Here is a 22,149-nt window from a genome sequence, read left to right as displayed (position 1 = left end):
GACTACGGCACACTAGAACCACACGAGAGTGGCCCTGTTTTCAGTTGGCAGAAGTGGCCCTGTTTTCAGTCGGCGTTAACAAATTTGGCGTCGTTTCACCGCGCTCGTGTTTGGGTGATGAGTTATGTATTCGTCGGGAAGCAATGCCGGAGCGAGCATCGCTGCCTTCTGAAATGCGAAGATGACCTCATCGATCTGCTGGCGATCACGGATGAGCCGTGATTTTTTGGCCTCCAATCGGGCGTAGCAAAGTACTCTACGACGAGAGTCGTGATGAGAGCGACGAGCACGGGAACGTCGATTTTGCTGAAGGCGTCGGCTATTTCATTCGGGATCATGGGCAAATCTTTTGCATCAGGTTCGTCGATCTTGCGTTCTACTGGTCTGCACCTGGAGCAGGGTCAGCCCGTCGTGGAGGCAGAATGCGGTACAGGCTCGATTTCGTGATGCCGGTCTTAGAAACAATGTCGGGGATTGTGTGCCCCGCGTTGCGCAGGTGATCAGCGTAGGCGAGTTTTGTGGGATCCAGGACGCTGGGGCGCCCGATGCGCCGGCCCTTGCTCATCGCAACTGCACGGGCATGGGCGGCACGTTCGAGCGAATAGATGCGCTCCATCTGTCCGAATAAGGCGAGCATGACTACGGCTAGCTGCGACATCGAATCATCCGGATTGGCGGAGTCGACCCGAATCGGATCGGCTAGGTTTCGTTCCCCGACGCCACGTTCGCGCAGGTCGTGGATCATGTTTAGCGTGTCTCGAACAGTTCGGCCGAGACGGTCCAGGGTGTGCACCACGATTACATCGCCGTATCGAGCGACTTTGAGAGCCGCCGTTAGCCCCGGTCGGTTTGTCGTCGAGCCTGATTTCTTGTCGACGTAGACCTGATCGGCGGGGATCCCGACGGCGCCGAGCGCGTCGAGCTGCCGGTCGAGGTCTTGCTTGGCAGTCGAGACGCGAGTTTAGCCAATATCCACAGCGGCCGTACCGGAAGTCGTTTTTGTACGAGAGAAACGAAAGACCTTTTCGAACCTAACTTTTGGAACGAATTTCCACAGCGTGTCGAAATTCTAAACTCCGCCGTAGGAGGCGTTCCACTTTCAAGGATATGGAACGGTTCGGCTTCGAGGTTTTACGTTCAGTTCGGCACTCGGATTGAAAGTCGTTGCGGCGTCCGCGGCGCAGCGTTCCGAACTCGCATGTTTACGCCATTCTCCTCTGGTCAGTGTGCTGGCTTGAGGCCGGTGATAGCGCGGCTGTGGGGGAGGCGCAGCAACAGCAGTCCCACCGGCCAAGCGATTCCGATCGTGAGCAGGTAGACCACGGGTTTCGGTAGACCCAATGAGTGGAGGCCTGTGACCACCGCAGGGTGGATAAAGAGCACCGTTAATGACGCCCGGGCAAGTTGAGTGACCACTCGCGAGAGCTGGCCAATGCCGTCGACTCGGCTCTTTCGTCTGACACTGGGTTTGGCATCCTCCCCAACAGAATCGCCGCCCAGCAGACCCTCTGTAATGAGAATGAAGCCGAAGGAAAGTGCGACGGCCACCACTATGCTCACGACCGGGGTACCCACATCGAGCCGCTTCAAATCAAGCGGCTGCGACCATCCCAGAACGATGAGGGTAAAGGAAACCGCAAGCAACACGACACCAGTGACAATCGGGTGCCGCACCATACCCCGGGCCCGCCGCATCGAACGCCCGGCAACGATGAAGATGATGCACGCAAGGGCGAGCCCCAGGCTCAACGGCAGGAATCGTGCAGGATGTCCCGGGATGTACGCCGCCGCGATGAAAAGTATCGCGGCGATGGCCCACTGCCCGGGTAGCGGCAACCGTGACACAGGCCAATAGATGACAGCGGCGAAGAACAACGCTGTCACAAACCACATCGCCCAAAAGGGCCCATCGGTCGCGAACTGGCCGCCCCAGAGAAGGTGCGCGAGCCTGATCGGATCGAAGCCGCCCTCCACACTTTCGGTCCCTAACGTGACCGTTCCAAGCAGCACGAGCCAGACCGCGTAGGGGATGAGGAGGGACCTGACCCGGCTCCTAACCTCCCGGTTGAACGACCGACCGACCTTCCAGAGATAACCGGAGAGCAAAAAAAAGATCGGTACATGCCAACTGTAAAGAAATGGTCGTGCTGGACCGTCTACCCAGATGTGGCCGGCCACGATTGCGAGCATTGCGAACACGCGCACAGCGTCGAGGGACACGGAGCGGCCTCCGTGGAAGCCAGCACGGACGCGCGCTCCCGTCCATAGGAATTTTTTCTCGTTGGTCCCACCGTCGTCTTGCCCGCTACTGCTGATAGATCTTCCTCCCAATATTCACTGGGAAGTCGTCATCGTTCGACCATGGACGAGGACATAGGTAATGTCCAACAAACTGTCCAGCGCAACTATCGGTGCGGATGCATCGTACCTTCGGCGCCTCAAACCCCATGATGATCAGATGCCTCCCCTTGGTGCAGGCCAGCTAGTCGCAGTACCGCGGCTAGTCCTTCCGGCGCACCAGGCCAGTGGCGTTTGATCGCGACGCTACCTGCTTGTTGGGTCGCGAACTGCAGCGCGATCGCGACAATAAGGGCTCCGTCAGCATATCCCAGAACCGGGATGAAGTCAGGGATCACATCAATGGGAAATAGAAGGTGAAAGAGAAGAATGTGGAGCCATATTCGCACGCCCATGGACACTGAATGATCGCTCGCGAGCCGCCGAAGGAGATGCGAAGTATCGGGCACGAGCCGCAACAAATCCTTGAGCGATGCACCTCTTAGGTGACGCGTGGATTCAATCCAGAGGAAAAGCACGAGCGCGAGCCAGAAGAGTGCGAGGCTTCCCAGGGCGCTAGCGCGAACTGCCACCATTCAGTCATCATTCACGCCCCCCGTGACGAAAACCACGAGCGTCTTAGCGTTCGTCGCAGCAAAGTATTCCAACTCCAATCGCATTCCAACCGACTATCACCCACTTCCTCGTCGGCCTTGGCGGTTATTGCTGTGAACCGAGATGGGGTCCACCAGTTGTACCGACTCAAGTGTGTCCCACTCGGTGCTGCTTGGCGTTTGTCGAGCCGACCGCTGGGGAGCCCGCCCTTGACACGGGCGTCGATGGCTCTCTCGGTGAGCGTTGGCTCTCTCACTTTCTTCTCACGGTGGTGTCAATAGCGTCAGTTTTATGACAAAGATGGCAATAACTATCAGGGGCCTGTTGCGGTCCTTCGGTTCCCGGCGGCGTTAGCCGACCTCGCTCTCGAGGTGCCGATGGGAGAAGTATTCGGGTTGCTCGGGCACAACGGGGCGGGCAAGACCACGTCGGACTGGCGTAGCTCGCGATAATCATCACCGCCCACCGGCTCTACCTCGCCTCCCGCTAGCGGCGAACAAGAACGCTCGCCTCGCCCCGGACAGGAAAGGAATGACCCGCTGATGGCCGTTTCGATCGTGATACCCACCTACAATGTGGCACCGAGCATCGCTGAGCTCGCCGCACGGATTAGTGACGCCACAACCAATTACGACGCGGAAATCATCTTCGTCTCTTCGGACGACACACCGCAGGTAATAGTTCACGTCGGCAACACCGCCCGCCTCCCCGTCCGCATCATCCACCGAAGTACACCCACCGGCGGCTTAGCGGACGCGGTCCTCGAGGGCATTGCCGCCAGCGACGGGAAGGGGTGCATCGTGATGGACGGTGATCTGCGGCACCCTCCCGAGATGATCCCGATTCTGCTAGCCGCAGCTGCTAGCGAACACGAAGATGTGGTTGTCGCCTCCCGGAACCTTGACGACGGTTCATCCGGCGGGCTCGCAGGCGCATCCCGCCATATCGTCTCCACCGCAGCAAACCTCCTGGCACGCGCAATGCTCCCGTCAGGCTGCAGAACTGCACCGACCCGATGACAGGCTTTTTCGCCGTACACCGCGCCACCATAGATATATCAGCGTTGCAGCCACGAGGATTCAAAATACTGCTCGAGATTCTGGCCCGCAATACGGCACCGTGGTGGAGGAACCGTTCGTTTTCGACGAACGACAAGCCGGTGTATCCAGAGCCGACTTCCAGCAAGGGGTCCGCTTCGTCACGCAACTTGCCGCACTTCGCTTCGGTCACCTTTCCGGCTTTGTCAACATCGGCGCAGCTGGCGCGGTAACGAACCTGCTCATCATGGCAGGACTGCAGGCTCTCGGCGTGTGGTACATCGCTGCTGCAATCATCTCTGCAGCCGTCACAATCGTCGGCAATTTCCTCCTCCAAGAGCGATTCGACTTCCGAGACCTCCGAGGACCTGCCGCATCCGGATGTATCCGATTTGCCCGATCCTTCGCCTTCAACGGCGTCGAGGCGACGGTTCGCACCGCTGTGCTCTGGGCCGTCGTCGAGACAACGACACTGCCAGGAATTGCAATGCAGGCCGTCCTCATCGGCATCGGATTCATGCTCAGATTCTTTCACCACTCCCAACGTTGAACGTCAACGGCGGTATGGTCACCTCGTGGCCCACACAAACCCATCCATGATTAATTCTGGGAAGAGAGCGAACACATGAGTCAAGAAGTGAATATTGCTGCACAGCAGAAGTTTGGTGACGCCGTGAACAGCGGAGAACTCGACCTTCTCAATGACCTCGTGGCCGAAGACGCAGTCGACAACGACCCGGCCCCGGGCCAGGCCCCGGGCCACGCAGGCTACAAAGCGTTCTTCGGCGAGATGATTGCCGCTTTCCCCGACCTGCACATCGAAGTCGAGCGCCTCGTCGCGAACGACACCGACGTCGCATTCGCGTACACTCTCACCGGCACCCACCAGGGCCCTCTCATGGGCCACCCGGCTAGCGGGAAAACGATGTCTGTTCGTGGCATGCAAATCAGCCGGTTCGAGAACGGGAAACTTGTCGAGCGTTGGGGTAGCAGCGACGAACAGGGCATGCTCCAACAACTCGGCCTGGCACCGTAACCTGCGATAACTGGCGTGCCTAATCAGAAGGAGTAGGGCGGAGGACGCTTATTTGACTATGGTTTATGACGCGAGACGGCCTTGATCGCGCACTGGGCACGCAGGCAGAACTGTACTGGTGTGCCTGGTAGCGCCTCCGATCCGTCAACGCTGGCGCGCAGGTAGGGGTGGCTCGTAAATTCGTTGCCGCTACCAACATTGCGCGTATCGTTTTGCCGCGCGTTTTGTTGGTCTTATGAGGACGAGCTGACCTAACGGATCTTACGGGTAATCAGCTGACGGAGGCTTCTGCGGCGCTGCGAGATGACGGCCCAGGCAGTGGACACAGCACGATGGATTTTGTTGTACCCGCCAGTTCGTTGAGTGCGGCGGCGTGGCTCCAAAGGAAGATCCATATTTTGACCATGGCTGTGTCGGCCGACGACGGCATTGCAAACTTGTACATGCAGATTGCATAGGTTTCGGTGACGGAGGCGTCATACAAGGAGCCGAAGGCGAGTGCGTCACCGGCGGCTACTTGTTCGAGAAGCAAATGGTCGCCGGCACTGTCACGGGGGGACGCGGCTCCGTCTCGGCGGTGGCCATGGTGCGGTCCCGGACGCTCGAATGACGAGTGTAGACAAGGCACTCCCTGGATGTGGTGAGTGAATCCGCTGACAGGGCCTAGAGCAACGCAAAAAATCCATGTGACCCAAATGGGGTGTGTCAAGTCGGTTGATGACTCAGAAATCGGTCACAAATAACTGCCGAAACAACGCCCTTGACCATTGAGACTCACAGGCCTCGGTTTCAGCATCCGCAGGATATTAGTAATTCTCGTCAATTTGGCTTGCGCGCTGATCCTTTGCAACACGTGAAATGCCTGGCGGATTATGTGACAAATTTCGGGTTTCTGGGCGATACGGACGTGATGTCACGTAATCGAACGTTTAGATGACAGGGGTCGAGCATGCACGTCGGATGCATGCGCGTGTCAAAAGCTGATGGTTCGCAGAGCACTGATCTACAACGAGACGCACTCCTGGCTGCCGGCGTCCCTGCAGGGGATCTCTACGAGGACCGGGTATCCGGCAAGAAGGACGGACGGCCACACCTGGCGGCCTGCCTGAAGGCGCTGCGTCATGGTGACACGCTCCTGGTTCGGAAGCTGGACCGGCTCGGCCGAGACCACGATCATCCCGACCTCGGGCCCGGGGCGGCAATCGACACCACCACTGACCGTGCGGGTCGTGGGCTACACGATCGACGACGGACGCGACAACCCTGACGCCTACCGGCTGCTGACCACGATCCTTGATCCGGCCGAGGCCTCCGCGGAAGAACTCGCGACCGTGTATTCCGAACGGTGGGAGATCGAGTCCGTGTTCGACGAGCTGAAGTCTCACCAACGCGGTCCGCGCATGGTGATGCGGTCCAAATTCCTCGACCTGGTCAAGCAGGAAATCTGGGGGCACCTCTGTTGCCACTACGCGATCCGCACCCTCATGGTCGAGGCCGCCCAGCATGCTCACCGCGACCCTGACCGGGTCTCCCTCATCGCCGCACTCCGCATCGCCCGCCGTTCCGTGGCTCAGGGCGCTTTTTTCCCCTCCGCGCCCTGACTACGCCAAAGCGGTCTGGCGCCATGCGGTACGCGCCCTGATCCGACGGCTGAACCCCGCGCGACGACGGCGTTCAAACCCTCGCGTCATCAAACGCAAGGTCTCAAAATGGCCCGCCAAACGCTTCCACCACGCGCACTGGCCACAACCCCTCCACGAGCCAGAAATCGCCACTCAACCGCTTAAATGAACGGTATTGGGCTTGATACTCGAACCACCGGCCGTCGGCTTCAGAGATCCGAAATAACGCCCTTCGAATTGGCACCGTAACCTCGCAGCGAGGGAAGTTTTCACGGTGAGTGCTTTCGTCGCAGAGACCGCCGCCGGGAACACTCTTACCCGGATTGCACAGGACGCCGGATTCGGAAGAACCACGCTTTCTCGCCAATTTAAGGAACATGGAATCCAGCCACCTCCTTGTGGTCGTCGCCCGAAAGACATTTCACGGGAGTTTCCCGTGCGGCAATACGTCGACCAGGGTGAGTCCGCCCGGGAAATTGCAGCGATCCTCGGGATGAGCCCGAGTGCTGTCCTCCGTAGACTCCGTCGGGAAGGCATCCAAACGCGTCCAAGAGGCGGCGCGAGGCTCATACCAGTTCAACTTCGTGCTTCGGACTCACGGGTGGACTCGCCTTCCGCCGAAAAGTTGGTCGTGACACGCGCCACTCTCGATTCTGGCATCGAGAGATGACGCATTTCGTAGCAGGCATGGAGCGTCCAAGCGCTAACGATGCAGCGGGTCTAGCTTCTTACAAGTTTCTGCTGCAGTGGATGTTGCATTAGCCGGTGTGCCGACTGGCGGCTGTGGAACGGTCACGATGGATCGAGTTGTGTGTCCTTCCGGATCCTTCTTGGCACGAGCTCTCCGACACAACAAGATGATTGAGTTGACAACCACCGTGCCCAGGCCAATGACATAGCCAGGGATCCACCAGGCGCTCGACTGGTCCTCCGATCCCGGTGAAGTTGACGCAGCCGCGATGAAGCTCGCGCCCAGCGAAACGAACATCAGAGTTCCACCGGCCGTTAGCACGCCAACTTGAATCCGGTCAGCAGTTAATGTCCATGAAGAAGATGCTTTGACATAGTTTCTGATCAGCTGCGATCTCACTTCGCTGAGGGCGCTTGGTCTGGACCAGAGAGCTTCTCAATCGCAGACGTGAGTCGTTCAATTCGACCTAGACCGACGTTCGGCATGAAGGCGCCACTGACTGAGACGCCTATCGCGACGGCGGCTGTGATTGAAGCCACGATGCTCGGAATTTCCTCAACTGCTGACATGCCATAAGGGTATTGCCGGGTGATCTCACCCCTTGACCACCTGCAGGACAAGGTTGAGACACGGTCGAGGATAGTGACAGGTAGACGGGGCTTGGCGCGGTGACAGGTGCACAGAATTCGCCGTGATTTCGGCAGTAGCCAATGACAACTGAGTCAGGAACCTACACACCCGCCGCAACGCGGTCATATTCTCCGGGGGCACGCGAATCCCACTACGCTACGAACGGGGACGAAAGTGCCGTGCAAGCGTTCGGATCGGTCCGTTCTCGCTCGTGGCCGTTCGCCACGAAGGAGACGCGCGTGAGAGTCGGCATCGGACGAGAACGCCTGCAGGGTGAGCGCCGCGTCGCGGCGACCCCCGAGACAGTGACCCAGCTCACAACCCTTGGACTCGAGGTCCTGGTTGAGTCCGGTGCGGGCGCCCCTTCCGGTCACGGCGACGCCGCCTACACGGATGCCGGTGCCGCCGTTGTGCCGCACCTCACCCCGGGCGACCTCGATGTCTACTGCCACGTGCGCCCCCTCGCCCCGGAGTTCGCGGCTGCTCTCCGCCCCGGCACGATTACGGTCGGCCTGGCGTCGCCGGCCTCCGAGCTGGCCACCGTCGCCGCCCTGGCCGCGGCCGGCGCGACGGCCTTTGCCCTCGAGCTGGTTCCGCGCATCTCGCGCGCCCAGTCGATGGACGCGCTCACTAGCCAATCGCTGGTCTCCGGCTATCGCGTAGTGCTCGAGGCGGCCATCCGATTCCCCCGCTTCTTCCCGCTCTACATGACCGCGGCCGGTACGATTCCGCCGGCTCGAGTGCTCGTGCTCGGGGCCGGCGTGGCCGGACTGCAGGCAATCGCCACGGCCAAGCGCCTTGGTGCCCGGGTCTCGGCCTACGACGTGCGCCCGGCCTCGGCCGATGAGGTCACCTCCATGGGTGGCACCTTCGTCGACCTCGACCTGGACGCCGTCGAGGGTACGGGTGGCTACGCCCGGGAGCTGAGCGTAGACCGTGCCGTGCGCCAGCGCGAACTGCTTGCACCCTACGTGGCCGCAGCCGACGTCATGATCACCACGGCGGCCATCCCCGGTCGCGCGGCCCCGCTGCTCGTCACGCACGAGATGGTGGCCGCGATGCGTCCAGGCTCGGTCGTGATCGACCTGGCCGCCGAGACCGGCGGGAACGTCGAGGGTGTTCTCGCCGGTGTGGACACCCTGGTGCCCACCCAGGTCGGTGACGGCTCCGTCACGCTCGTGGGCATGAAGGACGCCCCCTCCACGATGCCGGCGGACGCCTCGCGGCTTTTCGCCAAGAACGTGGCCAACCTGCTCGCTTTGATGACCGTCGACGGCACGGTGACGCCCGACTTCACGGACGAGGTCGTCGCCGGGGCCTGCCTGACGCATGACGGCACCATCCGGCACGAACCCACGGCCGCCGCCGTGGCCGCCGCCGCGACAGGAGAACACTGATGGATCCAATCACCCTGCTGACCGTCGTCGTGCTGGCGGTTTTCGTCGGCTTCGAGGTCGTCTCGAAGGTCTCGAGCACCCTGCACACCCCACTGATGAGCGGGGCGAACGCCATCCACGGCATCATCCTGATCGGAGCCATCATCGTCGCCGGGCAGACCCTGGAGCCGTGGCTGCTCGCGGTCGCCCTGCTCGCCGTGGTGATGGCCACCGCGAATCTCGTCGGTGGCTTCGTCGTGACCGACCGGATGCTCAAAATGTTCGCCCCCCGCAAACCGGCCGGCGCCGGCCCGAAGACCGATCCGAAGGACGCGACGAAATGAGCCTGCTCAGCCCCGAGTGGACCAGCCTGCTCTACCTGATCGCCGCGGTCTGTTTCATCTTGGCCCTGCGCGGGCTCTCCTCGCCGAAGACCGCCCGCCGCGGCAACCTGATCGGGGCCGCCGGCGCGCTGCTGGCCGTGATCACCGTCTTCCTCTCCGCCCGGATCGAGAACATCCCGGCCATCCTCATCGCCATCGCGGTGGGGTCGGCGATCGCCGCCCCCATCTCGCGGCGCGTGGAGATGACGCAGATGCCCCAGCTCGTCGCGCTGTTCAACGGCGTCGGCGGCGGTGCCGCGGCACTGGTCGCCATGCTGGAGCTCGGCAGCACCGACAGCCCGTGGAGCAAGGTGGCCGTGGTCTTCACGATGCTCATCGGCGCCGTCTCGTTCTCCGGCTCCGCGGTCACCGTCGGCAAGCTGCAGGGTCTGATCAGCTCCAGGCCTCTCATCTTCCCGGGCCTCGCGATCGTGATGGGCGGCATCGTGCTGGCCGCCCTTGTGGCCGGAGGCTTTGTCGTCGCCACCGGTGCGGCCGGTTGGGCTATCGGTCTGCTCGTGCTGGGACTGCTCGTCGGGGCACTGCTCGTGCTCCCCGTCGGCGGGGCCGACGTGCCGATCGTGATTTCCCTGCTCAACGCCTTCACCGGACTGGCCGTCGCGGCCTCCGGCATCGTTCTCGGCAACCTGCTCCTTGTGGTGGCCGGCACCCTCGTGGGCGCCAGCGGCACGATCCTGACCCGGGCGATGGCATCCGCCATGGGTCGCGGCGTGAACGGAATCCTGTTCGGGGCGTTCAAGGGCGGTTCCACCGCCGGGTCGACCGCCCAGAGCGACCGGCCCGTGCGCAGCTCCAATGCGGAAGACGTCGCGGTGCTGCTCAACTACGCCCAGCGCGTGGTCATCGTGCCCGGCTACGGCCTCGCCGTGGCGCAGGGCCAGCACACCATCGCCGAACTCGCCACCACCCTCGAGGCGCGCGGCATCGAGGTCGTCTTCGCCATCCACCCGGTGGCCGGGCGCATGCCCGGGCACATGAACGTGCTTCTCGCCGAGGCGAATGTGCCCTATGAGGCGCTCAAGGAGATGGCCGAGGTCAACCCCGAGTTCAAGAACACGGATGTCGCCCTCGTCGTCGGCGCCAACGACGTGGTCAACCCGGCCGCGAAGACGTCGCCCGGCTCGCCGATCTACGGCATGCCGATCCTCGACGTCGGTGATGCCCGGCAGGTGGTGTTCCTCAAACGGTCGATGCGTCCCGGTTTCGCCGGCATCGAGAACGAGCTGCTCTACGACCCGAAGACGACGCTGCTGTTCGGCGACGCCAAGGACTCTCTGACGAAGGTGCTCGGCGCGGTCAACGCGCTCTGAGTTCGGTGCCCGCCCGGCCCCGGCGCACAGGTCAGGGCGGTAGGGTTCAGTCAGGGATCCGACCCTGATCCCGATCGGGGCGGTTCCGGTGCGAGGGAGGGCCATGACGAGCAGGTGGGCGCGATTCGGTCGCGGATGGCTGACCGCATCCGTCGCCGTCTTCGTCGCCGCCCTCTCGCACATCGCCGGCGGCGGCAACGCTCCCGGCTGGCTCAGCGTGGGTCTGGCCCTCGCCTTCGCGGGGATAGCGTCCGTACTGTTGGCCGGCACAAGCTTGTCGCTATTGCGTCTCTCCCTCTCCGTCGGGGTCAGCCAGCTTCTGCTGCACGTTCTGTTCGGCCTCGGCGGGGCCTCGAGCACGACGATGACGAGCACCTCCCATCACGGAGCCGTCACCCTGGCGGACGCGACCCCCCACCTGATGCACGCGGTCGGCGCCCTGCCTGGTGGCTGGATGTGGGTGGCACACGCCTTGGCCGCCCTCGTCACCATCGCCGCCCTGTACCGCGGCGAGAAGACGTTCTGGGCGCTGCTCGAGGAGACGACGATCCGTCTCATCGCGGTCCTGATCGAACGCCTCGCTCCGGCGCAGATCGGAACGGATGCGGCGACGCTGCGCCCTGCTTTCCGCCGGGTCTTCGTTCCTGCCGATCTCGGCGTGCTGCTCTCCAGTGCGCTACGCCGCGGTCCGCCCCCGCGCGCCCTGGCACCGTGAGGCTCTGACCTTCTCACTCGTGCGCTCTGATCCCGATGCGCTGCACCCTGCGCGCGACCCGCTGACCCGCTGACACCTGGCCCGAGTGATTCCGTTCGACCTCGGTGAGGTCGACGGCGTCTGCGCACCCGGCCACCGGCACGTCTGTGCCCGGTGAATCTGCCGTCGCACCGCCCCATCTCTTCCCTCCACGAATCGGAGATTTCAATGATTTCTGCCCAACCGCGACGCCCGGCAGCCGCCGTTTTCCTGACCCTGGCCGTGATCGCTCTGTCCATATTCAGCCCGGTGGCTCCGGCGGCCGACGCCCACGACCAGGTGGCGTTGACCGTGCCGGCCGACGGTGCGAACGTCGACCTCGCTCCCGCCGAGATCGCCATCACGTTCACGGACGACATCCTCGAGGTCGGCGCCATCGTCATGGTTGTCGATACCGAGGAGAAGAACTGGGCAGAGGGCGACATGCGGCTCGACGGGCCGCAGGCCACCCAGCCGGTGGCGGCCGACCTGCCCGACGGTGCCTACGACGTGCGCTGGCGGGTCGTGTCCGCCGACGGTCACCCGGTCTCTGGCGCCTTCGCCTTCACCGTGGGCGCCGCGGCCCAGCCTCGATCACAGTCGACTGCGGGTGCAACCGCGGCGCCGGACCCGTCCGGCGACGCGACATCCGCCGCCTCGGAAGAGCCCGCCGACGGAACGGGACTCTCGGTGGTCGCGGTGGGGCTCTTCGGTGCCTTCGGTGGACTGGCCGCCGTCGCCCTGTTCATTGCCTGGCGAGCCAGGCGCCGCGGCAACCCGTGAAGCACCTGAAGCACTTGAAGCACCTGAAGCACCTGAAGCACCTGACACGCCGCATCGTTTCCCGAGCACCCAACGCACCAGACCAGGAGAACCCCTCATGAAGCTCAACACCGTTCCCACCCGATTCGTCGTTGCCGCCGCCGCTCTGATGCTGGCCCTCTCGGGCTGCGCCGGCGCGACCGAGGCACCCGCGGCGACGACCGACAGCGCCACCTCGGCCGACACCCTGGCCATGACGGATGCCTGGGTCAAGGCGAGCGAGTCCGGCATGACCGGCGCCTTCGGCCTGCTCGAGAACTCCGGACCCGACGACATCACGGTCGTCTCAGCCGAGACATCCGCAGCCTCGATGATCGAACTTCACGAAACCGTGGCCAACGACGCCGGCGACATGGTCATGCAGGAGAATCCGGATGGCTTCGTGGTGCCGGCCGGCGGCTCCATCGAACTCATCCCTGGCGGCCGCCACATCATGCTGATGGGGCTCACCGGCCCGCTCGCCGCCGGCGATGCGGCCGCCTTCACCCTCGACCTCGCCGACGGGTCGAGCCTGGACTTCTCAGCCCCGGTGAAGGACTACACCGGGGCCAACGAAACATACGAGGGCGACACCGAAATGGACATGGATACCGACAGCCAGTGAGTTCCCTCACAGAGAATGAACGGAGTGGACCGCCCGAATCGTCCGTGCAGTCGGGCCGCCGGCTCAGCCGGCGCCACCTTCTTCTGGGTGGTGCCGCCGCCGGGATCGGTGCGGCCGGAGCCATGGGCATCGACCTCGTGGCCAAGGCCGGGATCGGCGGCTCTGCGGCTCCATCGGTACCGCTCTTTCGCGGCACCGACGCCGTTCCCTTCTTCGGGGTGCACCAGGCCGGGGTGGACACCGACCCGCAGGCCCGGGTCACGTTCGTGGCGCTCAACCTGCCCGCGCAGATCGACCGGGCCGCGCTGCGGCGGATGATGCGCATCCTGACCGACGATGCCGCCCGGCTCACCCAGGGCGGGGGCGCCCTGGCCGACTCGGAACCCGAGCTGGCCGTCGTGCCGGCCCGGCTGACGGTCACCTTCGGCTTCGGGCCCGGCCTCGTCGCCGTCGCCGGGGGAGAGGCTCCCGGCTGGCTGAGGCCCCTGCCCGCATTCACGATCGACCGGCTCCAGCCGGAGTGGAACGACGGTGACCTGCTGCTGCAGATCGCCGCCGACGACCCGATGACGGTCGCCCATGCCACCCGGATGCTTCTGAAGGACCTGCGCTCCTTCGCGTCGGTGCGGTGGGTTCAGTCCGGCTTCCGCCGAGCAGCCGGTTCGGAGAAGCCCGGCACCACCATGCGCAACCTGTTCGGCCAGGTGGACGGCACCGCGAACCCGGCCGCCGGAACGGCCGACTTCAATGCCCTGGTCTGGGGCACGGCCTCCGGTCCCGGCTGGCTGGTGGGTGGAACCAGCCTCGTCCTGCGCCGGATCAGCATGAACCTCGACACGTGGGACGGGCTCGACCGCTCGGGCCGCGAGTCCGCGGTCGGACGCACTCTCGCCGTCGGGGCGCCGCTCACGGGCACGAAGGAGCGCGACGAGCCCGACTTCACGGCGACGAACGCGCTCGGGTTCCCGGTCATCCCCGAGTACTCCCACCTGCGTCGCGCCCGGTCGGAGGACCGGTCCCAGCGCATCCACCGCCGCGGCTACAATTATGACGACGCGCCTCAGGGTTCCGGCGTCTCCAACTCCGGACTGCTGTTCGCGTCTTTCCAGGCGGATGTCGACGCGCAGTTCGTGCCCATCCAGCAGCGCCTCGACACCCTCGACCTGCTCAACCAGTGGACCACCCCGATCGGTTCCGCGGTGTTCGCGATTCCGCCGGGATGCGCAACGGACGGCTACATCGGCGACACCCTGTTCTGACCGATCTGCGCACCGGGGCCCAGCGGGCGGCCAGGACCGCCCGCGTAGACTGTATCCGTCTCAACCCGCAATGAAAGAGGTCGTCGCGTGGCGAACGCCCAGGCTCCACACTCCACCACCGGCCGGTACTGGCCGGTGCCGGTGCTGCGGGCCGCCCTCACCCTTGTGCCGGCGGCCGCGATTACCTTCAACGCCGATCATTCGGCGGAATTCGGCCTTCTCGTGTTCGGCGTCTTCGCGCTTCTCAGCGGCCTCACGGTGGGTCTGCTCAGCCGGCGCACGCTGGCCGATCCGCGGGAGCGGTCCCTCTTTGTGGTGCAGGGCGCCGTTGGTGTCGCCGCCGGCCTCCTCGCGCTGCTCTTCCACGCGGGCGGGCTCGGTTTCTTCCTCCTCCTGGTCTCGGTCTGGGCGGCGGTGACCGGTTTTCTCGAGCTGTACAGCGGCATCCGTGCGCGTCGGCGCGACCCGGCCGACCGTGACTGGCTGCTGGTCGGCGCCGTCACCGCCCTGCTGGCCGTGATCTTCCTGCTGCTGCCGCCCAACGCAGTGGTGTCGGTCGGCCTGTTCGGCGCCTACCTCGTGATGCTCGGCGTCTACCTCGCCATCGCCGGGTTCTCCCTCAAGTGGTCCGGCACGGATGCCGCCCGCGCCCTCACGGCCTCACCCAACGATTCGGACACCCTGTGACCCAGAACACCCCGCGCACGCCCAGCCGTTCCGAGAAGCTCAAGCCGATCGAACTCGTCGGCTTCTCGGCCGTGATGGCCGTGTTCCTCGGCCTGGTCGTGCTGATGAGCACCCGGGACGTGGTGCTGGCGTTGATCGGCTTCGGCGGCACGTTCATCCTCGTGCTCGTCGTGATCGCGATGCTCGTGCTCGGCATGAAGCCGAACCCGGCCGAGAGGTCCGACCTCGACGAGCAGGACCGCGGCCTCTGAACGGAGGCGCCGTGCGTACTCCGACGCCACGAGCATTCTGACGCCGCGCGTGGGGTGCGCCGCTGCGCACGTGGCACGCCACCAGCGGAACGGCGCAGCACCCGCGCAGCCGCTAGGTCAGGTAGTCGAGAAGCGGGTCCGCGAGACCCACGTAGCTGCCCGGGGTCAGCTCGAGCAGCCGCGCCTTGGCGGCGTCGCCGATCTCCAGTTCGGTGACGAAGGCCACCAGATCGTGCCGGTTGATCCGCTTGCCCCGGGTGAGTTCCTTGAGCAGGGCGTAGGGGTCCTCGATCGTAGAGCGCCCCGCCGACACCTCGGCGCGGATCACGGTCTGGATCGCCTCGCCGAGGATCTCCCAGTTGGCGTCGAGGTCGCGGGCGAGCATGGCGCGGTCGATGTCGATTTCGCCGAGGCCGCGCAGGATGTTGTCGAGGGCGAGCAGGGAGTGTCCGAAGCCCACGCCGATGTTGCGCTGCGTGGTGGAGTCGGTCAGGTCGCGCTGCAGCCGCGAGGTCACCAGTGTCGCCGCGAGCGAGTCGAGGATCGCGCTGGACAGCTCGAGGTTGGCCTCCGCGTTCTCGAAGCGGATGGGGTTGATCTTGTGCGGCATGGTCGATGAGCCGGTGGCCCCGACCTGCGGGATCTGGCGGAAGTAGCCGAGCGAGATGTAGGTCCAGACATCCGTCGCCAGGTTGTGCAGCACCCGGTTCGCGTGGGAGACGCGCGAGTAGAGCTCGGCCTGCCAGTCGTGGGGCTCGATCTGGGTGGTCAGCGGGTTCCAGGTGAGCCCGAGGCCCTCGACGAAGCCGCGCGACACGGCCGGCCAGTCGACGGCGGGATCGGCCGTGACGTGGGCGGCGAAGGTGCCGGTGGCACCGCTGAATTTGCCCAGGTACTCGCTGTCCTCGACCTGCTGGGCCAGGCGCTCGAGCCGGTAGACGAAGACCGCGAGCTCCTTGCCCACCGTGGTGGGTGTCGCCGGCTGGCCGTGTGTGCGGGCCAGCATGGAGTCGGCGCGGTATTCGAGGGCGCGTAGGCGCAGGGCGCCGATGACGGCGCGGAATTTGGGCAGCCAGACCTCGCGCACAGCGTCGCTCACGGTCAGCGCGTAGGACAGGTTGTTTATGTCCTCGCTGGTGGCGGCGAAGTGGGTGAGCTCGCTGATGTGGTCGAGGCCCAGCGTGCTCAGGCGGCGGCGCACGAGGTACTCGACGGCTTTCACGTCGTGCCGGGTGGTGGCTTCCAGCACGGCCAACTCGTCGATCTCGGTCTGGCCGAAGTCGGTGACCAGAGCGCGCAGGCCGAGCTTCTGCTCCGCGTTCAGCGGTACGGAGCCGAACAGGCTGCGGTCGGTGAGGGTGATCAGCCATTCCACCTCGACCTGCACCCGGGCCCGATTGAGGCCTGCCTCGGATAGGTACTCGCCCAGTTCGGTGACGGCGGCGCGGTAGCGGCCATCGAGTGGGCTGAGGACCTGGGGCGGTAACGGACTCATCGGACTCCCTGTCGGATTGCGGGTGCAAGTTGCGCGAAGAGCGCTTCATTTGCGCTTTCAATCATGCCAAGAACCGTGTCAAAGAAAGCATCGTCGGAATAGTAGGGGTCGGGAACGTCCAGCAGGGCAGCCTGGGCCGCATCGAAACTGAGCAGCAGGCGCACCTTGCTGCGGTCACGCTCGGTCGTGGCCCAGTTGCGCAGGATGCGTTCCTGCGCGCGGTCGAGCACCACGACGAGGTCGAGGTCGGCAAACCACTCGGGGTCGAACTGGCGGGCCCGATGATGCCTGCCGTCGTAGCCGCGGGTGGCCAGGGCGGCGATCGTGCGCTGATCCGCCTGCTCGCCGACATGCCAGTCGCCGGTGCCGGCGGAGCTGGTGGTGATCAAACGACCCAGGCCGGAGCGCGTGATCAGATCGCGAAGCATGACTTCGGCCATCGGCGAACGGCAGATGTTCCCGGTGCAGACGAAAATAATGCGGAACGGTGTCGACTCATCGGGTGTGATCGACACAATGTCCATCTCCCCATTGTGTTGCACCCGGCCCCCTCCCCAGCCGCCGTCGTGCGGCATGTTCCGTGAACTCTCGGATTCATAGCGACCACGTCTGCCGGGGGTGGCACGCTCACTGGCAGCGAATCCGCAGCGCGCAGAAGGGCGGAGATGGAGATTCCGGGCGGCACCAGCTCGACTTGCACGATCGTGACTCATTACGCGCTGGAGGCGCGCCTCGACGAACTTCGGCAGCGACGGATGCTGCTGCGCCTGCTGCGCGACGACGTCGACATGGCGGCGGGCCGGCTCACGGCCGGCGACCTGACCGGCTCGTGGCGCTCAGAGGCCCAGCGGAACTACGACCGTCAGCGCAGCGACCTCGCCGGCGAACTCCGCCGAGCCGCCGGGCTCCTCGACGCCGCCCTCACCGAGGTGGTGGCCGCGATCGATCAGGGCGGGGCTGCTCTGGCCGAGGCCCGGGCGCCGATCCCGACCCTGGCACCCGGCCCGGCTCCAGCCCGGGCGGTGCGATGACGGGGGAGCAGCCTGGCGGCCCCGGCGACACCCTGATCGTGTCCGGCGGCGGGAGCACGCTCGTCGCCACCGACACGCTGCTGGCCGAGGCGGCGCGGCTGCGGCTGCTTCAGGGTGACGCCGAGGACTGGCTGGTGCGGGTGGCGCGCATCCAGGCACTGGATTCCGACCAGCCCCTCGGTCCGGTGATGAGCCTGCCCAACGCCGGGATGAACGTGTTCGCGGCCCGCTCCGCCCTGGAGCGAGTCGCGGAGCGCAGCCAGACCCTCGCCGACGCTCTCATCGCGGCGGCGGAGGGCTACGGCAGGGCCGAGCGCCTGCGGGACTGGGGAGCAAGCCTCTCCGGGGCCTGGCTGGGCTCCACCCTCGGGCTGCTGGCACCTCTTCTGGCCTTGGCGGCCGTGCCCGGCCTCACGGTCGGCGTGGTGGGGTTGGTGCTCGGCGGTCTGCTCACCGGCCGGCGTCCGGGAGACGCGCCCGCCGAGATCGGCGCCTGGGTCCACGCGCATCCGCGGGCCCTGACCAACCCGGTCCTGGTCGAGGCGGTGCGGGTGATCGTCTCCTCGGCCGACGACGCGGCCACCGGTCGTGCCGGGGTGCCGTTCCCGGTGTCACTGGCCCTCGGCGACGAGGGCCTCGGCCTGCTCGGTGTCACGACGACCGCGGCGGGCCTGGTCGGGCTCGCCCGCCCCCTCGGCCTGCTGCGCGAGACTCCCGTGTCGGTGGAGCGGCTCGACGGTGGGACCCGCCCCCTCGGCCCGCCGCCTGCGGGTGCCGCGCGGCCCGGCGCCGCTCTCCCCGGCCGACCCGTCGCTCCGCCGGCCGGCTTCGAGGACCTGGCTGCCCGCATCCCCTCGGTGTCGGAGGACGCCCCGCAGGTGCGCATCGAGCGTTATGGCGGTCCGGACGACGCATCCTGGGTGGTCTACATCGGCGGCACCGCGGCGTGGAGTCCGGTCGCCGGTGAACAACCGTGGGACCTCACCTCCAACCTCGTCGCCCTCGCCGACCAGGGCTCCGGCTCCTATCGGGCGGTCGTCGATGCCCTGCGGGAGGCCGGGGTGGCGCCGGGCGACCCGGTGGTTCCGGTGGGTCACTCGCAGGGCGGGTTGGTCGCGGCGCAGCTCGCGGCGTCCGGGGACTTCAACACCGTCGCGGTGGCGACCTTTGGGGGACTCACCGCCCAAGTGGCCCTGCCCGCAGACGTGGAGGCCGTCATGGTCGAGCACACCGACGACCTTGTCCCTGCCCTGGGGGGAACGGCCACCGGCGACGATGAGCGCCTGGTGGTGCGCCGCGAGGTGTTCGCTGAGACGGAGGTGCCGGTCGACCGGCCGCTGCCGGCTCACGCCCTCACCGCCTACCGGGAGACCGGGCGGCTCATGGACGGCTCCGAGGAACCACGATTACAGGAGTTCCGGGAGACCCTCGGGAAGATCCTCGGCACGGAAGCTGGCGAGTCCTCCCGGTGGCGGGGCTTCCGCCTGGCCGACGGCTGACCCGACGGCTGGAGATCGCTACGAGCGGGGGGTGACCGGTCGGATCAGCACGCCGAGAATCCAGCTGATGATGCCCAGCACGAGTGCGCCGAGCACACCCCACCAGAAATCGTCCACCACGAGCCCGAAGCCGACCAGGCCCGAGAACCAGGCCACGATCATCAGCAGGAAACCATTCACGATCAAGGAAATCAGGCCGAGCGTGAGGATGTAGACCGGGAACGCGACAACCCGCACGAAGCCGCCGATCACACTGTTGACGAGGCCGAAGACCAGCGCGACCAACAGATAGGTGGCGATCAGGGCGGTCGTGCCCTCGGCGAACGGATCGACCCGCACCCCGCTGACGAGCAGGGTCGTGAGCCACAGGGCGACGGAGTTGAGGATCAGCTTGATCAGGAATCTGGCCATGACTCCACTATGGCATCGCCGGTGACTGGTCGCACGGATGGGCCAGCCCCGGGCCTAACCATGCGGCCACGTGAATATGCCGCGGCGTAGAATCGCCGAGTGAGCCCATCAGACCCGCCCTCGGTCCGCCTGCGCCCCGAGATTGTCGCCCTCCCGGCCTATCGGCAGGGTCAAGCTGCCGCAGCCAGTGCGTTCAAACTCTCGAGCAACGAGAACCCCTTCGATCCGCTGCCCGGCGTCATCGCCGCCGTGAACGCCGAGACCGCGTACAACCGGTACCCGGATGCCTCGGCGCTGGCCCTGCGCGAACGGCTGGCCACGCAGTTCGGCCTGAGCGTCGACGAGGTGCACATCGGTGCCGGCTCCGTGGCCCTCCTGGCCCAGCTCATCCTCGCCGCCGCGGGACCGGGTGACGAGGTGCTCTACTCGTGGCGCTCCTTCGAGGCCTACCCCGGTCTGGTCACCGTCGCCGGTGCCACGAGCGTGCAGGTTCCGAACCGGGCCGACCATGGCCACGACCTGCCCGAGATGGCCACCCGCATCACGGACCATACCCGCGTCGTCATCATCTGCAGCCCGAACAATCCGACCGGGACTGCCGTCACGGGCGACGAGTTCGAATCGTTCATGGCCGTCGTCCCGCCGGACCTCCTCGTCATCCTCGATGAGGCCTACTGCGAGTTCGTCACCGACCCCGAGGCGGTCACCGGCCTGCCACTGCTGTCCCGGTTCCCGAACCTGGTCGTGCTGCGCACTTTCTCCAAGGCCTACGGCCTGGCCGGCCTGCGCGTCGGCTACGCCCTCGGTCCCGTCGCCGTGCTCGATGCGGCGAGGTCCACCGCGATCCCGCTCTCGGTCACAGGTGTTGCCAGCGCGGCCGCGATTGCCTCTCTCGACGCCGCCGACCAGCTGCTGCGGCGGGTGCGTGCCCTGACCGAGCGGCGCGACCGGGTCTGGCGCCTGCTGAGCGAGCAGGGCTGGAACATTCCGGTGCCTCAGGGAAACTTCATCTGGCTGCCCACCGCCGAGGACACCGCCGACATCGCCGATGTCCTGTCGGCCGTCGGCCTGATCGTGCGCCCGTTCCCCGAGGGCATCCGAATTTCGATCGGTGAGGAAGAATCCGTGGAGAAGCTCCTGGGTATTTGCGCCGACATTGTTGACGATCTACCAACGGGGCACCCAGCCCGAGGGCTAGGTTAGTACGGTGTCAGCGACCCCGAGTGCCTCTCCCACGGTGCGAATGCTCTCCCCGGAGGGTGTCTTCGCCCCGAGCGATTCCGCGGCCGAGTTCCTGCCCTACCTCGATCGACTGACCGAGGCCGACCATCGGCGGTTCTACCGCGACATGGTGGTGGTGCGCCGGTTCGACACCGAGGCCGCGAACCTGCAGCGGCAGGGCCAGCTGGCCCTCTGGGTGCCCAGCCACGGCCAGGAGGCCGCCCAGGTCGGCTCCGCCTACGCAACCCGGCCGCAGGACCACGTGTTCCCGTCCTATCGCGAGCACGTCGTCGGCATGATCCGCGGACTCGACCCCGTCGATATCCTGCGGATGCTGCGCGGTGTCACCCTCGGCGGCTGGACCCCCGAGGACCACGGCAACTTCCACCTGTACACCCTGGTGCTGGCCTCGCAGACCCTGCACGCCACGGGCTACGCGATGGGCATGCAGCTCGACGGCGCGACCGCGACCGGCAATCCCGAGACCGACCAGGCCGTCATCGTGTACTACGGCGATGGAGCTTCGTCGCAGGGCGACGCCAACGAGGCGCTCGTCTTCGCCGCCAGCTACCAGACCCCGCAGGTCTTCTTCCTGCAGAACAACCACTGGGCCATCTCGGTGCCTGTGACCCGGCAGTCCCGCACTCCGCTCTACCTGCGTGCCGCCGGCTTCGGCATGCCCGGCACCCAGATCGACGGCAACGACGTGCTCGCCAGTTTCGCGGTGACGGCCAAGCACCTCGACGACGCCCGCGCCGGCCACGGCCCCGCCCTGATCGAGGCCCTGACCTACCGAGTCGGTGCCCACACCACGGCCGACGACCCCACCAAGTACCGCGACCCGGAACAGTTGGCCTACTGGGTGGCCCGCGACCCGATCGTGCGCTTCCGCAGCTACCTGCAGGGCCTGGGCGTCGAGCCGGAGTTCCTCGACGCCGTCGACGAGGAGGCCGACGACTACGCCGCGGATGTGCGCCGCCGGGCCCTCGACATCCACTCCCCGGAGAAGGCTGTCATCTTCGACAACGTCTACGCCGAACCCCACCCGCTGATCCAGGAACAGAAGGCCTGGCTCGACCACTACGAGGCATCCTTCGAAGGAGGCGACGCGTGAGCGACACGATCGTGACGAGCACCA

25 protein-coding genes and 3 pseudogenes are annotated in these 22,149 nt (G+C 65.6%); 20 read left to right on the top strand and 8 right to left on the bottom strand.

Annotated features, from left to right (window positions below):
- Positions 1-222: hypothetical protein (locus tag CXY79_RS16360; RefSeq protein ID WP_233191199.1), on the top strand; the 222-nt coding region annotated here is incomplete at its 5' end.
- A gap of 154 nt (positions 223-376) precedes the next feature.
- On the opposite strand, the gene CXY79_RS16695 is transcribed toward CXY79_RS16360, so the two are convergent.
- From CXY79_RS16695 to CXY79_RS03570, 4 genes and pseudogenes are all read right to left on the bottom strand, one after another.
- Positions 377-565 (bottom strand): helix-turn-helix domain-containing protein, encoded by a 189-nt coding sequence (locus tag CXY79_RS16695; RefSeq protein WP_255409012.1) that lies wholly within the window; start codon positions 563-565, stop codon positions 377-379.
- Positions 563-946: pseudogene (locus CXY79_RS16690) on the bottom strand (recombinase family protein); the annotation flags it as partial. The pseudogene CXY79_RS16690 and the gene CXY79_RS16695, both read right to left, overlap by 3 nt.
- Positions 947-1,221: 275 nt before the next feature.
- Entirely contained in the window at positions 1,222-2,220 is a 999-nt protein-coding gene (locus CXY79_RS03575; protein ID WP_104099777.1) for an acyltransferase family protein, read from the bottom strand.
- Between the two features lie 218 nt (positions 2,221-2,438).
- A complete protein-coding gene (locus tag CXY79_RS03570; RefSeq protein ID WP_104099776.1) occupies positions 2,439-2,873 on the bottom strand; it encodes a YkvA family protein in 435 nt (144 codons plus the stop codon).
- Between the two features lie 396 nt (positions 2,874-3,269).
- Here CXY79_RS03570 and CXY79_RS16855 point away from each other — a divergent pair, with 396 nt between their 5' ends.
- The 4 genes from CXY79_RS16855 (at position 3,270) to CXY79_RS03550 (ending at position 4,965) form a co-directional block, all read left to right on the top strand.
- On the top strand, positions 3,270-3,344 hold the full coding sequence (locus CXY79_RS16855) for a hypothetical protein (protein WP_338145491.1): 75 nt from the start codon (positions 3,270-3,272) through the stop codon (positions 3,342-3,344).
- A gap of 90 nt (positions 3,345-3,434) precedes the next feature.
- Positions 3,435-3,911, top strand: a complete 477-nt coding sequence (locus tag CXY79_RS03560; protein WP_104099775.1) for a glycosyltransferase — start codon at positions 3,435-3,437, stop codon at positions 3,909-3,911.
- A gap of 100 nt (positions 3,912-4,011) precedes the next feature.
- Positions 4,012-4,479, top strand: coding sequence for a GtrA family protein (locus CXY79_RS03555; RefSeq protein ID WP_158250215.1), 468 nt, complete (start codon positions 4,012-4,014; stop codon positions 4,477-4,479).
- Between the two features lie 87 nt (positions 4,480-4,566).
- A complete protein-coding gene (locus CXY79_RS03550) occupies positions 4,567-4,965 on the top strand; it encodes an ester cyclase (protein ID WP_199186717.1) in 399 nt (132 codons plus the stop codon).
- 271 nt (positions 4,966-5,236) lie between these two features.
- Here CXY79_RS03550 and CXY79_RS15620 read toward each other — a convergent pair whose 3' ends face one another.
- A complete protein-coding gene (locus tag CXY79_RS15620) occupies positions 5,237-5,497 on the bottom strand; it encodes a hypothetical protein (protein ID WP_134375313.1) in 261 nt (86 codons plus the stop codon).
- A 417-nt stretch (positions 5,498-5,914) separates the two neighbouring features.
- Here CXY79_RS15620 and CXY79_RS03545 point away from each other — a divergent pair.
- From CXY79_RS03545 to CXY79_RS03490, 11 genes and pseudogenes are all read left to right on the top strand, one after another.
- A pseudogene (locus CXY79_RS03545) lies at positions 5,915-6,181 on the top strand (recombinase family protein); the annotation flags it as partial.
- Positions 6,177-6,566, top strand: a pseudogene (locus tag CXY79_RS03540) (transposase); the annotation flags it as partial. The pseudogenes CXY79_RS03545 and CXY79_RS03540, both read left to right, overlap by 5 nt.
- 1,581 nt (positions 6,567-8,147) lie before the next feature.
- Positions 8,148-9,305, top strand: coding sequence for an NAD(P) transhydrogenase subunit alpha (locus CXY79_RS03530; RefSeq protein ID WP_104099785.1), 1,158 nt, complete (start codon positions 8,148-8,150; stop codon positions 9,303-9,305).
- Entirely contained in the window at positions 9,305-9,628 is a 324-nt protein-coding gene (locus CXY79_RS03525) for an NAD(P) transhydrogenase subunit alpha (protein ID WP_104099771.1), read from the top strand. The genes CXY79_RS03530 and CXY79_RS03525 overlap by 1 nt, the downstream gene beginning before the upstream one ends.
- Positions 9,625-10,998 (top strand): NAD(P)(+) transhydrogenase (Re/Si-specific) subunit beta, encoded by a 1,374-nt coding sequence (locus tag CXY79_RS03520; protein WP_104099770.1) that lies wholly within the window; start codon positions 9,625-9,627, stop codon positions 10,996-10,998. Before CXY79_RS03525 ends, CXY79_RS03520 begins: the two co-directional genes overlap by 4 nt.
- Positions 10,999-11,101: 103 nt before the next feature.
- Positions 11,102-11,713, top strand: a complete 612-nt coding sequence (locus CXY79_RS03515) for a hypothetical protein (protein ID WP_104099769.1) — start codon at positions 11,102-11,104, stop codon at positions 11,711-11,713.
- A 207-nt stretch (positions 11,714-11,920) separates the two neighbouring features.
- Positions 11,921-12,514, top strand: a complete 594-nt coding sequence (locus CXY79_RS03510) for a copper resistance protein CopC (protein ID WP_104099768.1) — start codon at positions 11,921-11,923, stop codon at positions 12,512-12,514.
- A 97-nt stretch (positions 12,515-12,611) separates the two neighbouring features.
- Positions 12,612-13,157: a copper chaperone PCu(A)C gene (locus CXY79_RS03505; protein WP_104099767.1), complete on the top strand. Its 546-nt coding sequence runs from the start codon at positions 12,612-12,614 to the stop codon at positions 13,155-13,157.
- Positions 13,154-14,416: a Dyp-type peroxidase gene (locus tag CXY79_RS03500; RefSeq protein WP_233191197.1), complete on the top strand. Its 1,263-nt coding sequence runs from the start codon at positions 13,154-13,156 to the stop codon at positions 14,414-14,416. The genes CXY79_RS03505 and CXY79_RS03500 overlap by 4 nt, the downstream gene beginning before the upstream one ends.
- Before the next feature lie 87 nt (positions 14,417-14,503).
- Positions 14,504-15,103 carry an HdeD family acid-resistance protein gene (locus CXY79_RS03495; protein WP_104099766.1) on the top strand — a complete coding sequence of 200 codons (600 nt, stop codon included), beginning with the start codon at positions 14,504-14,506 and terminating at the stop codon, positions 15,101-15,103.
- Positions 15,100-15,354, top strand: coding sequence for a hypothetical protein (locus CXY79_RS03490; RefSeq protein WP_104099765.1), 255 nt, complete (start codon positions 15,100-15,102; stop codon positions 15,352-15,354). Before CXY79_RS03495 ends, CXY79_RS03490 begins: the two co-directional genes overlap by 4 nt.
- 112 nt (positions 15,355-15,466) lie before the next feature.
- Here CXY79_RS03490 and purB read toward each other — a convergent pair whose 3' ends face one another.
- Together purB and CXY79_RS03480 are read right to left on the bottom strand one after the other, a co-directional pair.
- The gene (gene purB, locus CXY79_RS03485; RefSeq protein ID WP_104099764.1) at positions 15,467-16,849 is read right to left on the bottom strand and encodes an adenylosuccinate lyase; all 1,383 of its coding nucleotides are present in this window, start codon (positions 16,847-16,849) and stop codon (positions 15,467-15,469) included.
- On the bottom strand, positions 16,846-17,373 hold the full coding sequence (locus tag CXY79_RS03480; protein ID WP_104099783.1) for a low molecular weight protein-tyrosine-phosphatase: 528 nt from the start codon (positions 17,371-17,373) through the stop codon (positions 16,846-16,848). The genes purB and CXY79_RS03480 overlap by 4 nt, the downstream gene beginning before the upstream one ends.
- 180 nt (positions 17,374-17,553) lie before the next feature.
- Between CXY79_RS03480 and CXY79_RS03475 the strand changes: the two genes are divergently transcribed.
- Both CXY79_RS03475 and CXY79_RS03470 read left to right on the top strand, forming a co-directional pair.
- Positions 17,554-17,880, top strand: a complete 327-nt coding sequence (locus tag CXY79_RS03475) for a hypothetical protein (protein ID WP_134375323.1) — start codon at positions 17,554-17,556, stop codon at positions 17,878-17,880.
- On the top strand, positions 17,877-19,379 hold the full coding sequence (locus CXY79_RS03470; RefSeq protein WP_104099762.1) for a hypothetical protein: 1,503 nt from the start codon (positions 17,877-17,879) through the stop codon (positions 19,377-19,379). Before CXY79_RS03475 ends, CXY79_RS03470 begins: the two co-directional genes overlap by 4 nt.
- Before the next feature lie 18 nt (positions 19,380-19,397).
- Here CXY79_RS03470 and CXY79_RS03465 read toward each other — a convergent pair whose 3' ends face one another.
- Entirely contained in the window at positions 19,398-19,790 is a 393-nt protein-coding gene (locus CXY79_RS03465) for a phage holin family protein (protein WP_104099761.1), read from the bottom strand.
- 99 nt (positions 19,791-19,889) lie between these two features.
- Between CXY79_RS03465 and CXY79_RS03460 the strand changes: the two genes are divergently transcribed.
- Positions 19,890-20,993 carry a histidinol-phosphate transaminase gene (locus CXY79_RS03460; RefSeq protein WP_104099760.1) on the top strand — a complete coding sequence of 368 codons (1,104 nt, stop codon included), beginning with the start codon at positions 19,890-19,892 and terminating at the stop codon, positions 20,991-20,993.
- A 40-nt stretch (positions 20,994-21,033) separates the two neighbouring features.
- Positions 21,034-22,125, top strand: a complete 1,092-nt coding sequence (locus CXY79_RS03455; RefSeq protein ID WP_104099759.1) for a thiamine pyrophosphate-dependent dehydrogenase E1 component subunit alpha — start codon at positions 21,034-21,036, stop codon at positions 22,123-22,125.
- Positions 22,126-22,149 lie beyond the last annotated feature (24 nt).

Source organism: Cryobacterium sp. M96 (assembly GCF_002929845.1).
Taxonomy (GTDB): domain Bacteria; phylum Actinomycetota; class Actinomycetes; order Actinomycetales; family Microbacteriaceae; genus Cryobacterium; species Cryobacterium sandaracinum.
The sequence above is the reverse complement of the archived record's forward strand: the minus strand, read 5'-3'. Positions and strand labels throughout refer to the sequence as shown.

Excerpts from the sequence above, each read along its gene's own strand:
- CXY79_RS03560 (WP_104099775.1), top strand. The coding sequence starts at position 3,435 with ATGGCCGTTTCGATCGTGATACCCACCTACAATGTGGCACCGAGCATC.
- CXY79_RS03570 (WP_104099776.1), bottom strand. The coding sequence starts at position 2,873 with ATGGTGGCAGTTCGCGCTAGCGCCCTGGGAAGCCTCGCACTCTTCTGG.
- purB (WP_104099764.1), bottom strand. The coding sequence starts at position 16,849 with ATGAGTCCGTTACCGCCCCAGGTCCTCAGCCCACTCGATGGCCGCTAC.
- CXY79_RS16695 (WP_255409012.1), bottom strand. The coding sequence starts at position 565 with ATGAGCAAGGGCCGGCGCATCGGGCGCCCCAGCGTCCTGGATCCCACA.
- CXY79_RS03510 (WP_104099768.1), top strand. The coding sequence starts at position 11,921 with ATGATTTCTGCCCAACCGCGACGCCCGGCAGCCGCCGTTTTCCTGACC.
- CXY79_RS03520 (WP_104099770.1), top strand. The coding sequence starts at position 9,625 with ATGAGCCTGCTCAGCCCCGAGTGGACCAGCCTGCTCTACCTGATCGCC.
- CXY79_RS03455 (WP_104099759.1), top strand. The coding sequence starts at position 21,034 with ATGCTCTCCCCGGAGGGTGTCTTCGCCCCGAGCGATTCCGCGGCCGAG.
- CXY79_RS03525 (WP_104099771.1), top strand. The coding sequence starts at position 9,305 with ATGGATCCAATCACCCTGCTGACCGTCGTCGTGCTGGCGGTTTTCGTC.
- CXY79_RS03470 (WP_104099762.1), top strand. The coding sequence starts at position 17,877 with ATGACGGGGGAGCAGCCTGGCGGCCCCGGCGACACCCTGATCGTGTCC.
- CXY79_RS03515 (WP_104099769.1), top strand. The coding sequence starts at position 11,102 with ATGACGAGCAGGTGGGCGCGATTCGGTCGCGGATGGCTGACCGCATCC.
- CXY79_RS03465 (WP_104099761.1), bottom strand. The coding sequence starts at position 19,790 with ATGGCCAGATTCCTGATCAAGCTGATCCTCAACTCCGTCGCCCTGTGG.
- CXY79_RS03505 (WP_104099767.1), top strand. The coding sequence starts at position 12,612 with ATGAAGCTCAACACCGTTCCCACCCGATTCGTCGTTGCCGCCGCCGCT.
- CXY79_RS03480 (WP_104099783.1), bottom strand. The coding sequence starts at position 17,373 with ATGGACATTGTGTCGATCACACCCGATGAGTCGACACCGTTCCGCATT.